Source organism: Pseudomonas sp. 02C 26 (assembly GCF_002843585.1).
Classification (GTDB): Bacteria; Pseudomonadota; Gammaproteobacteria; order Pseudomonadales; family Pseudomonadaceae; genus Aquipseudomonas; species Aquipseudomonas shirazensis.
The window spans coordinates 326,661-339,310 of sequence record NZ_CP025262.1 but is presented as its reverse complement, the minus strand read 5'-3'; the positions used below and the strand labels follow the sequence as shown (position 1 = coordinate 339,310).

The following is a 12,650-nucleotide window of genomic DNA, read 5'->3' as shown; positions in this document are numbered from 1 at the left end:
CGTCGCGCAAGCACCAGCGAGCAGGTCGACAGGTGATCAGCTTTCGCGAGCGAGCTTCACGTATTTGTAGACGGTCGCCCGGCCCATGTTCAGCACGTTGGCCACATAGTCATAAGCGCTCTTGCCGCGGAACGCCCCTTCGCCATGCAGGGCCTCGATCAGCTCGCGCTTATGCTCGCGCTCCAGCGTGTTGAGGCTCTGGCTACGTTCGGCCAGCCAGCTGTGCATGAAGGTGTTGATGCGCTCCTGCCAGTCATCACGAAACAGCACTTCAGGTTGCGGCAGCAGGCGGCTGGCCTGGAAGAACACATCCAGCGCCTGCCTGGCCTGCTCCAGCAGCGATACGTTGAAGTTGATGCACAGCAGCGCTTCGGGCTGGCCGTTGTCATCGAGCATCACACTGCTGATCGAGCGAATTTTCTGGCCGTCCCAGTTGAGCTTTTCGTACGGACCCAGGCGGGTGGCGCCATTGAGGTCGGCGGGCAAGTCGTGCAGCGCCGAGTCGTCGCCCAACTGGCGCTTGGAGATATTGTTGGCGATGTGCACGATGTTCTGGCTGCGCAGGTCATGCACCACCACTTCAGCATGCGGAAACAGCAGCGTGGCGACGCCATCGGCCATGGCGGCGTAGTTGCTGAAGCGGGGGCTGAGCGCCGGCCGGGGTGCAGACATCGCAAGCATTCCTGAGGGTAAAGCGCGCCATGCTAAGCCAGGCGCGACAGGCAGGGAAAGTGCAGCGGCCGCGAGCGACCCGCTGCAGATGATTCAGGGGTAGCCCAGCACCTTACGGATGTGCGCCAGATGCGCGCCGATCCACTGCTTGTCGATCGCACCCCAGTCGCGGATGCGGTACTGCCCGGCATGGTTGCGGGCGCCGCTCTCCTGCTCGAATTCGCAGATGATGTCGAGGTCGGCCAGCGCAGCGATGGTGTCCTGAGCGGTACGCCGGGGCATGCCGGTGGCTTCGGTCAAGGCCGGTACGCTGGCGGCGGTCTGGCTGTCGATCAGCCAGGCGACGTACAGGCGGCGGTAGAAGCTGCTCTTGGTCTTGCTCACTTCCATGCTCGGGGTCCTTAGGATTGATTGGGCAGTTCCTGGTAGGTCAGGTAAACGCGCAGGTCGAATTCCAGTTGATGGTAATCCGGCTCCATGTGCTGGCAGAGCTGGTAGAACGCCTTGCTGTGGTCGCGCTCACGCAGGTGCGCCAGCTCATGCACGACTATCATGCGCAGAAACTCGGGCGCGGCGTCCTTGAACAAGGCCGCGATGCGGATTTCTTTCTTGGCCTTGAGCTTGCCGCCCTGCACCCGCGACACAGCCGTGTTCAGACCCAGGGCGCGATGGGTCAGGTCGAGGCGGTTGTCGAACAGCACCTTGTCAAGGTTCGGCGCACTGCGCAGGTAGCTCTGCTTCAGTTCCTGAGCGTAGGCGTACAACGCCTTGTCATTCTGCACCTGGTGACGGGCGGGATAGCGCTGGCGCAGGTACTCGCCCAGGCGGTCGCTGGCGATCATCTGCCGCACCTGCTCTTGCAGGTGCGGTGGGTAGGCTTGCAGGTAACGTAGGTCGGTCATGGCACGGCGGTCGATAAAAGCACACGCGATTCTAGCCAATCATTGCCCGGGCCAGTGGAAAAACAATGGAAAGCCGCTCGCATCGGCAGCGGTCATCGGCCGTGCCACCAAAAAGCCCTGCACATAACAGCAGCCGTGCGCCTTCAGCCAGGCCGCCTGGGCTTCGGTTTCCACGCCTTCGGCAATGACCGTGATCGCGTAGTCGGCGCACAGGCCAATGACGCTGCGCACCAACGCCGCATCGCTGGCCGAGTCGGGCAGGCGCGCGACCAGATGGCGGTCAAGCTTGAGCGTGTCGATGGGCAGATCGCGGATCATCCGCAGCGAACAGCCGCCGGCGCCGAAGTCGTCCAGCGCTACTCGCACGCCAAGCTCACGCAGGCGGTTGAGCTGCTTCACTGCGGCGTCGATGTTGTACATCAGCGAGGTTTCCGCCACCTCGACCTCAAGCTGCGCCGGGCGCAAGCCGTGCGCCTGGATCACCGCCTGCAATTCATCGACCAGATTTGGCATGGCGAACTGAACCCGGCTCAGACTGATCCCCAGTACCAGGTAATCGGCAAAGCCCGCGCGCCAAGCCTTGCGCTGGGCAGCACCCTGATCGTAGATCCAGCTGGCCAGGCGGCTGATCAGCCGGGTCTCTTCCAGCAACGGGATGAACAAGCCCGGCGGTACATCACCGACGCTGGGGTGCTGCCAGCGCAGCAGCGCCTCGAAGCCACGCAGCTGGCCATCGGCAAACGCCACCTGCGGCTGGAACACCAGGCTGAAGTCCTTTTGCTCGATGGCGCTGCGCACGCCGTCTTCGAGCATCAGCCGCGACCGCGCACGGCCGTTCAATTCCTGATCGTAAAACCGGTATTGCTGACGGCCGGCATGCTTGGCGGCGTACATCGCCGTATCCGCCGCGCGCAACAGGCCCTCGAAAGTGCCGCCGCAGTCGGGATAGGTGGCGATACCAATGCTGACGCCCAGGGATACATCCACCCCGTCTACCTGGTGGGTGATCGACAGGCGTTCGAGCACCCGCTCAGCGAAGCGTCCGGCCAGCTCTGGATACGGCAGGCCGTCGAACAAAGCGGTGAATTCGTCACCGCCCATCCGTGCCAGCAGCGCCTCGCTGCCCAGGCAATCCTTCAGTTGAGACGCGACCCAGTGCAGGATCTCGTCGCCTGCCTCGTGCCCGAGCGAATCATTGATCCGCTTGAAGCCATCGAGGTCCATGTACATCAGTGCCTGGACCTTCTCCGAGTGCTCGTTGCGCAGCAGCGCAGCTTCGGCAGCCTGGTAGAAGCCGCGCCGATTGAGCAGGCCGGTGAGCGGGTCGGTGACCGCCTGCTGTTCCAGCTGCTGATGCAGGCTGCGCACCACTGACATGTCCAGCAGGGTAATTACCATGGCGTGCTGCTCGCTCGGCAGCGGCGCGCAGGACAACGCCACCGGCACCAGTTGCCCGTCGGCGGTGCGCAACTGCGCATCGTGCACGCGGAAGATCTGCCGTTGCTGGTACGCCTTGAAGAAGTCCGACTCGCGCCACAGGCTTGGTGTCGCCAGTTGCAGCAGGTCAAGCACGTGGGCGCCCTGGAGCACCTGCACCGGGGTATCCAGCAGGCTTGAAATCGCCGGATTGGCAAAGCTGATGGTGCCGCTCTCATCCACCACCAGGATGCCTTCGGCGGCGTTTTCCAGGATCGAGGCATTGAAGGCCCGCGCCGCTTCAAGCTCGCGGGTCAGGCGCTGCAGCATGCGTCGGTTGCGCTGCTGCTCGAGCAGGGCCTGCACCTTGGGCTTGAGGATCTGCGGGTCGAATGGCTTGAACAGATAATCCACGGCGCCGGCGGCGTAGCCCTTGAGCACGGCATCCTGCGACTGCTCGTTGGCAGTCAGGAAAATGATTGGAGTGAGTCGAGTGCGCTGGCTGCCGCGCATCAAGCGGGCGACTTCAAAGCCGTCCATCTCGGGCATCTGCACGTCGAGCAAAACCAGGTCGACTTCATGCCGGAGCAGCGCGCCGAGCGCCTCGGTGCCCGAACAGGCAGTCAATACCTGCCAATCCTGACGGGCCAGCAGGGCGCGCATGCTGATCAGGTTCTCTGGGTAATCGTCGACAACCAGCAAGACGGACTTGCCGTCCGTTGCAGTGGGTTGAGCTTCATCCATGCTGCTTCTCTTGTAAGAGCGACTGCTTCCTACCCGTCTACTCTAGACCGCAGTTGGCGGGGTGCAATGGAATCAGAACGCTATCACCGAATTTAGTTTCCCATGCCGACTAACGGTCATCTCGCAGACATAAAAAAACCCGCATCGCTGCGGGTTTTTTCAAGCATCCAGCCCTGATCAGTTGACCTTGGCAGCCAGCTCACCTTTCAGGTAACGCTGGTACATGCCTTCGAGGGAGATCGGTTTGATCTTCGAGGCATTGCCGGCGGTGCCGAAGGCTTCGTAACGGGCGATGCACACGTCACGCATGGCCTTGACGGTTTCGCCGAAGAACTTGCGTGGGTCGAACTCGCTCGGGTTGGTCGCCATCAGACGACGCATGGCACCGGTAGAGGCCAGGCGCAGGTCGGTGTCGATGTTGACCTTGCGCACGCCGTACTTGATGCCTTCGACGATTTCTTCAACCGGTACGCCGTAGGTCTCTTTGATGTCGCCGCCGTACTGGTTGATGATCGCCAGCCACTCTTGCGGTACCGAGGAAGAACCGTGCATCACCAGGTGGGTATTGGGGATGCGCTTGTGGATTTCCTTGATGCGGTCGATTGCCAGCACGTCGCCGGTAGGCGGCTTGGTGAACTTGTAGGCGCCGTGGCTGGTGCCGATGGCGATGGCCAAGGCGTCGACCTGAGTCTTCTTGACGAAGTCGGCGGCTTCTTCCGGATCGGTCAGCATCTGGCTGTGATCGAGCACGCCTTCGGCGCCGATACCGTCTTCTTCACCGGCCATGCCGGTTTCCAGCGAACCCAGGCAGCCCAGCTCGCCTTCTACCGAAACACCGCAGGCGTGGGCCATGGCGACGGTCTGCTGGGTGACGCGGACGTTGTAGTCGTAGTCGGTTGGGGTCTTGCCGTCTTCGCCCAGCGAGCCGTCCATCATCACCGAGCTGAAGCCCAGCTGGATCGAGCGCTGGCAAACGTCAGGGCTGGTACCGTGGTCCTGGTGCATGCACACCGGGATGTGGGGGAACTCTTCGATTGCCGCCAGGATCAGGTGGCGCAGGAAGGGTGCACCGGCGTATTTGCGAGCACCGGCCGAGGCCTGCACGATGACCGGAGAGTCGGTCTTGTCGGCGGCTTCCATGATGGCGCGCATCTGCTCGAGGTTGTTTACGTTGAAAGCTGGAACGCCGTAACCGAACTCGGCGGCGTGGTCCAGCATCTGGCGCATGCTAATGAGTGCCATTGTGTATCTCTCTCCCGACAAGCGTCGTTGTTTCGTGCAAACCTGCCATAGGGCGGTTGCTGTTCATGTTATGTGGGCCGCCGAAGCGCCCCGGCCATCACGGTGCCTTGCAGCCCCGCCCTATCAGATCGTTGGTTGCTACCCAGTACACCAGGCCTTCTTCGCCGCGCAGATGCAGGGCCAGAACGCCATCGCTGTACAGCGCGCCAGAGGCGCCCGGCTCGGACTTGAGCCGGTAGACCTGGTCATTACCGCCAAGGCGGACATCGACCGAGTCCTGGCTGGCATCGGCGAAACGCCAGGATACTTCGGTCTGTGTATCACAGACCCAGCGTGTCCAGGTGTCTGTCGGCGCAGCCGGTGCCGGCTGCAGCAGTGAGCAGCCTGCCAGTGTCGCCAGGGCCATCAGGGCCAATAGCGCTTTCATCCGAAACCCTCGTTATGGGTCCGCTATGCGGCCCTTCGCGGGTAAACCCGCTCCCACAGGTTCGGTGCACGTCTGTGGAAGCGGGTTTAACCGCGAAGGCCGTGAAGCGGCCCCTAATCCAAGACCACAAAACCCAGTTTAGGTTGCCCGCCAACCCATCACGGGCAACCGGGCGCCTTGCGTTGGTGCTCGTCGTCGTACTTTTCCAGCCCGTCCGGACCCAGCCGCTTGTTGATCACCGGCACCGTCTCGGCCTGCCACTGCGACTGGTAACAGCCGCCCGGCACCGCCTGCGACGGCTCGTCATCGGCAGCCGGCCCGCTGGAGCAGGCGCCCAACAGACAGGCCACGATCATCACCGGCAATTGCTTGAGCATCCGCTCGCTCCCTGCGCCAGGCGCCTTCATGCTCAGGCCTTGGCTCGTTGTTCCAGGATTTCCACAGCAGGCAGAACCTTGCCCTCGACGAACTCGAGGAACGCGCCGCCACCGGTAGAAATGTAGGAGATATCGCTGCCAACGCCATATTTATCGATGGCCGCCAGGGTGTCACCACCGCCCGCGATGGAAAACGCGTCGCTGCTGGCAATGGCCTGGGCCAGTACTTTGGTGCCGTTACCGAACTGATCGAACTCGAACACGCCGACCGGGCCGTTCCACAGCACGGTCTTCGACGACTTCAGCAACTCGGCGAACTGCTCGGCAGTTTGCGGGCCGATGTCGAGGATCATGTCGTCGTCGGCAACCTCGCTGATCAGCTTGACGGTAGCCACGGCGCTCTCGGCGAACTCCTTGGCCACTACCACGTCGACCGGCAGCGGCACGTTGACCTTGGCGGCGATGGCCTTGGCGGTGTCGACCAGGTCAGGCTCGTACAGCGACTTGCCGACTTTGTGGCCAGCGGCGGCGAGGAAGGTGTTGGCAATGCCGCCACCGACGATCAGCAGGTCGCAGACGCTGCTGAGGCTGTTCAGTACATCGAGCTTGGTCGACACCTTGGAGCCGGCAACGATGGCAGCCATTGGCTTGGCAGGCGCTTTCAGGGCCTTGCCCAGTGCGTCCAGCTCAGCAGCCAGCAGCGGGCCGGCAGCGGCAACCTTGGCGAACTTGGCCACGCCGTGGGTCGAGCCTTCGGCGCGGTGGGCGGTGCCGAACGCATCCATCACGAATACGTCGCACAGGGCAGCGTACTGCTGCGCCAGCTCGTCGGCGTTTTTCTTCTCGCCCTTGTTGAAGCGCACGTTCTCGAACAGCACCAGCTCACCGGCGGCAACATCAACGCCGTCGAGATAATCGGCCACCAGCGGTACTTCACGGCCGAGTGCCTTGCTCAGGTAGTCAGCCACCGGCTTGAGGCTGTTTTCGGCAGAAAACTCGCCTTCGGTTGGCCGACCGAGGTGCGAGCAGACCATTACCGCGGCGCCTTTTTCCAGGGCCAGCTTGATGGTCGGCAGCGCCGCCAGGATACGCGCATCGCTGGCAACCGCACCGTCTTTGACAGGCACGTTGAGGTCTTCGCGAATCAGTACGCGCTTACCTTGCAGGTCGAGGTCAGTCATCTTCAACACGGTCATGAATGCAGTCCTTCAGGGCTGTTTGCTGCGGGTTTGGTGGACGACGTGCAGGAAATGATCAGCAACGTCGAGCATGCGGTTGGCAAACCCCCATTCGTTGTCGAACCAGGCCAGCAGGTTCACCAGGCGGGGGCCGGAAACGCGGGTCTGGCTGGCATCGACGATGGCCGAATGCGGGTCATGGTTGAAATCACAGCTGGCGTGCGGCAGCTCGGTGTAGGCCAGCAGCCCTCGCAGCGGGCCGCTCAGGGCTGCATCACGCAGCACCTGGTTGACCTCGGCAGCGGTGGTGTCACGGGCGGTCTGCAGGGTGATGTCCAGGCACGACACGTTGACAGTGGGCACACGCACCGCTTTGGCCTGAATTCGCCCGGCAAGTTCCGGCAGCAGCCGTTCGATGCCACGCGCCAGACCAGTGGACACCGGGATCACCGACTGAAACGCCGAGCGGGTGCGGCGCAGGTCTTCATGGTGATAGGCGTCGATCACCGGCTGGTCGTTCATCGCCGAGTGAATGGTGGTGATCTGCACGTACTCGATGCCGAACGCCTGATCCAGCACGCGCAGCAGCGGCACGCCGCAGTTGGTGGTGCAGGAGGCATTCGACACCAACTGCTCGGCACCGCTCAGGCAAGCCTGGTTGATGCCATAGACGATGGTGGCGTCGACGTCGGCCTCGCTGGCCATAGGCTGCGAGAACAGTACCCGTGGCGCGCCGGCGTCGAGAAAGCGCTGACCATCGGCGCGGGTGTTGTAGGCACCGGTGCATTCGAGCACCAGGTCAACCTCCAGCGCGGCCCAGTCGATGCCTTCCGGGGTGGCACTGCGCAACACCTGCACGCAGTCGCCGTTGATATGCAGACAATCGCCATCGACCTTGACCTCGCCGGGGAAGCGGCCATGGGTGGAGTCGAAGCGTGTCAGGTATTCCAGGCTGGCCTGATCGGCCAGGTCATTCAAGGCAACGATCTCGAAGCTCGCAGCAGCCCCCCGCTCAACCAGCGCGCGCAGGACACAGCGGCCAATGCGGCCGTAACCGTTGAGTGCAACTTTGTAAGGGCGACCTTGAGACATGCAGGACTCGCTAACACAGGATGATCATTGACCGTCGCGGCACAAGGCCGCGCCTACAAGATACTGCACAGGCAATAACTTGTAGGCGCGGCCTTGAGTCGCGAAAACGAGGGCAACGCCCTCGCCTCGCTCAGGATGAATCAGTCTTCCAGCAGCTCTTCAGCGGTACCGAGGATGTTCTCCAGGGTAAAGCCGAATTCCTCGAACAGCGCCGAGGCCGGAGCCGATTCGCCGTAAGTGGTCATGCCGATGACGCGACCTTCAAGGCCAACGTACTTGTACCAGAAGTCGGCATGGGCAGCCTCGATGGCGATCCGCGCACCGACTTCAAGCGGCAGCACAGCCTGCTTGTAGCTGGCGTCCTGGGCATCGAACACGCTGGTGCATGGCATCGAGACGACGCGGACCTTGCGGCCTTGCTCGCTCAGTTGGTCGAACGCCTGCACGGCCAGACCGACTTCGGAACCGGTAGCGATGAGGATCAGCTCAGGCTCGCCAGCGCAGTCCTTGAGCACATAACCGCCGCGCTCGATGTCGGCGATCTGCTGCGCATCGCGCTGCTGATGCTGCAGGTTCTGACGCGAGAAGATCAGCGCCGACGGGCCGTCCTTGCGCTGCAGTGCGTGCTTCCAGGAAACCGCCGACTCGACCGCATCGGCCGGGCGCCAGGTGTCCAGGTTCGGCGTGCTGCGCAGGCTGGTCAGCTGCTCGATTGGCTGGTGAGTCGGACCGTCTTCGCCCAGGCCGATCGAGTCGTGGGTGTAGACGTGGATGACGCGCTGCTTCATCAGAGCCGACATGCGCACGGCGTTGCGGGCGTATTCCATGAACATCAGGAAGGTCGCGCCGTAAGGCACCAGGCCGCCGTGCAGGGCGACGCCGTTCATGATCGCGGTCATGCCGAATTCGCGCACGCCGTAGAACACGTAGTTGCCGCTGGCATCAACGGCGTCGACGCCTTTGCAGCCTTTCCACAAGGTCAGGTTGGAGCCGGCCAGGTCAGCCGAACCGCCGAGGAACTCGGGCAGCAGCGGGCCGAAGGCGTTCAGGGCGTTCTGGCTGGCCTTGCGGCTGGCGATGGTTTCACCCTTGGCAGCAACTTCGTTGACGTAGGCCTGAGCCTTGGCCGAGAAGTCGGCAGGCAAGTCACCGGCCATCCGCCGCTTGAACTCGGCAGCCAGCTCTGGGTGAGCAGCGGCGTAAGCTTCAAAGCGCTGGTTCCACTCGGCTTCGGCCTTGGCACCGGCGGCCTTGGCGTCCCACTCGGCATAGATGTCGGCCGGGATTTCGAACGGGCCGTAGTTCCAGTTCAGCTCTTTGCGGGCCAGGGCGATTTCGTCATTGCCCAGCGGTGCGCCGTGGCAGTCTTCCTTGCCCTGCTTGTTCGGCGAACCGAAACCGATGATGGTCTTGCAGCAGATCAGGGTCGGACGATCGCTCTTGCGCGCCGTCTCGATGGCCATCTTGATTTCTTCGGCATCGTGGCCGTCGACGTTGCGGATCACCTGCCAGTTGTAGGCTTCGAAGCGTGCCGGGGTGTTGTCGGTGAACCAGCCGTGGACTTCGCCATCGATGGAGATGCCGTTGTCGTCGTAGAACGCGACCAGCTTGTTCAGGCCCAGAGTGCCGGCCAGCGAGGCGACTTCATGGGAGATGCCTTCCATCAGGCAGCCATCGCCGAGGAACACGTAGGTGTTGTGGTCGACGATGTTGTGGCTGTCACGGTTGAACTGCGCCGCCATGACTTTTTCGGCGAGGGCGAAGCCGACCGCGTTGGCCAGACCCTGGCCGAGTGGGCCGGTGGTGGTTTCGACGCCTGGGGTGTAGCCGAACTCCGGGTGGCCCGGGGTGCGGCTGTGCAGCTGACGGAAACCTTTGAGGTCTTCGATCGACAGGTCGTAGCCGGTCAGGTGCAGCAGCGAATAGATCAGCATCGAGCCGTGGCCGTTGGACAGCACGAAGCGGTCACGGTCGGCGAAGCTCGGGTTGCTCGGGTTGTGCTTCAGGTAGTCGCGCCAAAGCACTTCGGCGATATCCGCCATGCCCATTGGGGCACCGGGATGGCCGCTGTTGGCCTTTTGCACGGCATCCATGCTGAGGGCACGAATGGCGTTGGCACGATCACGACGGCTGGGCATCGCTAAGTCTCCTGGGGGCTTGAATAAGTAATGAAGCGCAAAAAAGACGACCATTTTCCCCCACAGTCGGCTCCGGGGCAATGACGGATGGTCGCAGTTGGGTGTTTTTCCTGTGATTGATGAGCGATTCGCGAGAATAGACGGTGGTTCGGACTGACTCGGGCCATCCATCGTCCAATATCAAAACTTTTTGATATTGCCCTTGCGAGGGCAACCTTGCCTGTCTAGACTGCCGCGCTATGAATCTTCCCGCGCAATCATTGGCCCTGCAACGCAGCGACGACCTGGCAGCTTTATGCAAAGCCAGCGGCGACGAGCTGCGCCTGCATGTATTGCGCGCGCTGGCCAGTGACTCGTTCGGCGTGCTCGAGCTGGCGCAGATCTTCGACGTCGGCCAGTCCGGCATGAGTCATCACCTCAAGGTGCTGGCCCAGGCCGAACTGGTGGCCACACGCCGCGAAGGCAACGCCATCTTCTACCGGCGCGCCCTGCCCGACAGCCTGCGCCCCGGTGGCCGGCTGCATACGGCACTGCTTGAAGAGGTCGACGACCTCGCGTTGCCGGCCGCAGTGCAGGCGCGCATTGCCCAGGTGCAACAGCGCCGGGCCGCTACCAGCCAGGACTTCTTCCTGCGTGTGGAAGAAAAGTTTCGTGCCCAGCAGGACTTGATCGCCGGCTTGCCGCAATACCGCGAGAGCCTGCTGGCACTGCTCGACAAACTCAGCTTCGGCGCTGACGCCAGTGCCCTTGAAGTCGGCCCGGGTGACGGTGGTTTTCTGCCCGACCTGGCGCGGCGCTTTGCCAGCGTCACGGCGATGGACAACAGCCCGACCATGCTCGAGCTGGCGCGCCAGGTCTGTGAACGAGAAAGCTTGAGTAATGTAAACCTGCAGTTGGCCGATGCATTGGGTGCAACGGATGTGACAGCCGACTGCGTAGTGCTGAACATGGTCTTGCACCATTTCAGCGATCCGGCCCAGGCCCTGCGCCTGCTGGCCAAACGGGTAAAGGCAGGCGGCAGCCTGCTGGTCACCGAACTGTGCAGCCATGATCAGCATTGGGCCCGCGAGGCCTGCGGCGATCTCTGGCTGGGCTTTGAGCAGGATGACCTGGCCCGTTGGGCCCGGGCAGCAGGGCTGGCTCTCGGAGACAGCCTGTATGTGGGCTTGCGTAACGGTTTCCAGATCCAGGTCCGCCATTTTCAGCGGACGGCTGGCGACATCACCATCGGTAAATTTTAGGAACCCGTCGAGATGAGCGAATATTCCCTTTTCACCTCCGAGTCCGTGTCTGAAGGACATCCGGACAAGATCGCCGACCAGATTTCGGACGCGGTCCTGGACGCCATCATCACCCAGGACAAGTTCGCCCGTGTGGCCTGCGAAACCTTGGTCAAGACCGGTGTTGCCATTATTGCCGGCGAAGTCACCACCTCGGCCTGGGTCGACCTCGAGCAGATCGTGCGCGACGTCATCGTCGACATCGGCTACAACAGCTCCGACGTCGGCTTCGATGGCGCGACCTGCGCGGTGATGAACATCATCGGCAAGCAGTCGGTCGATATCGCCCAGGGCGTTGACCGCTCCAAGCCTGAAGATCAAGGCGCCGGCGACCAGGGCCTGATGTTCGGCTACGCCAGCAACGAAACCGACGTGCTGATGCCAGCACCGATCTGCTTCTCGCACCGTCTGGTCGAGCGCCAGGCCGAAGCGCGCAAGTCCGGCCTGCTGCCGTGGCTGCGTCCGGATGCCAAGTCGCAGGTCACCTGCCGTTACGAAGGCGGCAAGGTTGTTGGTATCGACGCCGTGGTGCTGTCGACCCAGCACAACCCTGAAGTCTCGCAAAAAGACCTCAAAGAAGCCGTCATGGAGCTGATCGTCAAGCACACCCTGCCTGCCGAACTGCTGCACAAGGACACCCAGTTCCATATCAACCCGACTGGCCAGTTCATCATTGGCGGCCCAGTGGGCGACTGCGGCCTGACCGGGCGCAAGATCATCGTCGACTCCTACGGCGGCATGGCCCGTCACGGCGGCGGCGCATTCTCCGGCAAGGATCCATCCAAGGTTGACCGTTCGGCGGCCTACGCCGGTCGTTACGTCGCCAAGAACATCGTGGCTGCCGGCCTCGCCGAGCGTTGCGAGATTCAGGTGTCCTACGCCATCGGTGTTGCTCAGCCGACCTCGATCTCGCTGAATACCTTTGGTACCGGCAAGATTTCCGATGCCAAGATCGTCCAGCTGGTGCGTGAGTGCTTCGACCTGCGTCCTTACGCAATCACCACCATGCTCGACCTGCTGCACCCGATGTATCAGGAAACTGCGGCCTACGGTCACTTCGGCCGTACCCCTGCGCAGAAAACCGTCGGTGACGACACCTTCACCACCTTCACCTGGGAACGCACCGACCGCGCCCAGTCGCTGAAGGACGCTGCTGGCCTGTAAGCTTTCTTACAGCCACAA

The 12,650-nt window shown here is 62.6% G+C and carries 12 protein-coding genes; 2 read left to right on the top strand and 10 right to left on the bottom strand.

Going from position 1 to position 12,650, the window contains the following annotated elements; translation table 11 throughout:
- Positions 1-36: 36 nt before the first annotated feature.
- The 10 genes from CXQ80_RS01525 to tkt form a co-directional block, all read right to left on the bottom strand.
- Positions 37-672, bottom strand: a complete 636-nt coding sequence (locus CXQ80_RS01525; protein WP_101315800.1) for a transcriptional regulator — start codon at positions 670-672, stop codon at positions 37-39.
- A gap of 93 nt (positions 673-765) precedes the next feature.
- On the bottom strand, positions 766-1,062 hold the full coding sequence (locus tag CXQ80_RS01520) for a helix-turn-helix domain-containing protein (protein WP_101315797.1): 297 nt from the start codon (positions 1,060-1,062) through the stop codon (positions 766-768).
- Positions 1,063-1,073: 11 nt separating this feature from the next.
- Complete coding sequence (locus CXQ80_RS01515; protein WP_101315795.1) at positions 1,074-1,574, bottom strand: M48 family metallopeptidase; 501 nt, start codon at positions 1,572-1,574, stop codon at positions 1,074-1,076.
- A gap of 39 nt (positions 1,575-1,613) precedes the next feature.
- The gene (locus tag CXQ80_RS01510; protein ID WP_101315793.1) at positions 1,614-3,734 is read right to left on the bottom strand and encodes a bifunctional diguanylate cyclase/phosphodiesterase; all 2,121 of its coding nucleotides are present in this window, start codon (positions 3,732-3,734) and stop codon (positions 1,614-1,616) included.
- A gap of 177 nt (positions 3,735-3,911) precedes the next feature.
- Entirely contained in the window at positions 3,912-4,976 is a 1,065-nt protein-coding gene (gene fba, locus CXQ80_RS01505) for a class II fructose-bisphosphate aldolase (protein ID WP_101315791.1), read from the bottom strand.
- Between the two features lie 97 nt (positions 4,977-5,073).
- A complete protein-coding gene (locus tag CXQ80_RS01500; protein ID WP_101315788.1) occupies positions 5,074-5,403 on the bottom strand; it encodes an MliC family protein in 330 nt (109 codons plus the stop codon).
- Positions 5,404-5,561: 158 nt separating this feature from the next.
- On the bottom strand, positions 5,562-5,780 hold the full coding sequence (locus CXQ80_RS01495) for a hypothetical protein (protein WP_101315786.1): 219 nt from the start codon (positions 5,778-5,780) through the stop codon (positions 5,562-5,564).
- Between the two features lie 32 nt (positions 5,781-5,812).
- Positions 5,813-6,976 carry a phosphoglycerate kinase gene (locus CXQ80_RS01490; protein ID WP_101315784.1) on the bottom strand — a complete coding sequence of 388 codons (1,164 nt, stop codon included), beginning with the start codon at positions 6,974-6,976 and terminating at the stop codon, positions 5,813-5,815.
- A 12-nt stretch (positions 6,977-6,988) separates the two neighbouring features.
- Complete coding sequence (gene epd, locus CXQ80_RS01485; protein ID WP_101315782.1) at positions 6,989-8,050, bottom strand: erythrose-4-phosphate dehydrogenase; 1,062 nt, start codon at positions 8,048-8,050, stop codon at positions 6,989-6,991.
- 140 nt (positions 8,051-8,190) lie between these two features.
- Entirely contained in the window at positions 8,191-10,188 is a 1,998-nt protein-coding gene (gene tkt, locus CXQ80_RS01480) for a transketolase (RefSeq protein WP_101315780.1), read from the bottom strand.
- Between the two features lie 239 nt (positions 10,189-10,427).
- Here tkt and CXQ80_RS01475 point away from each other — a divergent pair, with 239 nt between their 5' ends.
- Together CXQ80_RS01475 and metK are read left to right on the top strand one after the other, a co-directional pair.
- Positions 10,428-11,429 (top strand): metalloregulator ArsR/SmtB family transcription factor, encoded by a 1,002-nt coding sequence (locus tag CXQ80_RS01475; RefSeq protein WP_101315778.1) that lies wholly within the window; start codon positions 10,428-10,430, stop codon positions 11,427-11,429.
- Positions 11,430-11,441: 12 nt separating this feature from the next.
- Positions 11,442-12,632 carry a methionine adenosyltransferase gene (gene metK, locus CXQ80_RS01470; RefSeq protein WP_101315776.1) on the top strand — a complete coding sequence of 397 codons (1,191 nt, stop codon included), beginning with the start codon at positions 11,442-11,444 and terminating at the stop codon, positions 12,630-12,632.
- The last annotated feature ends 18 nt before the right edge of the window (positions 12,633-12,650 follow it).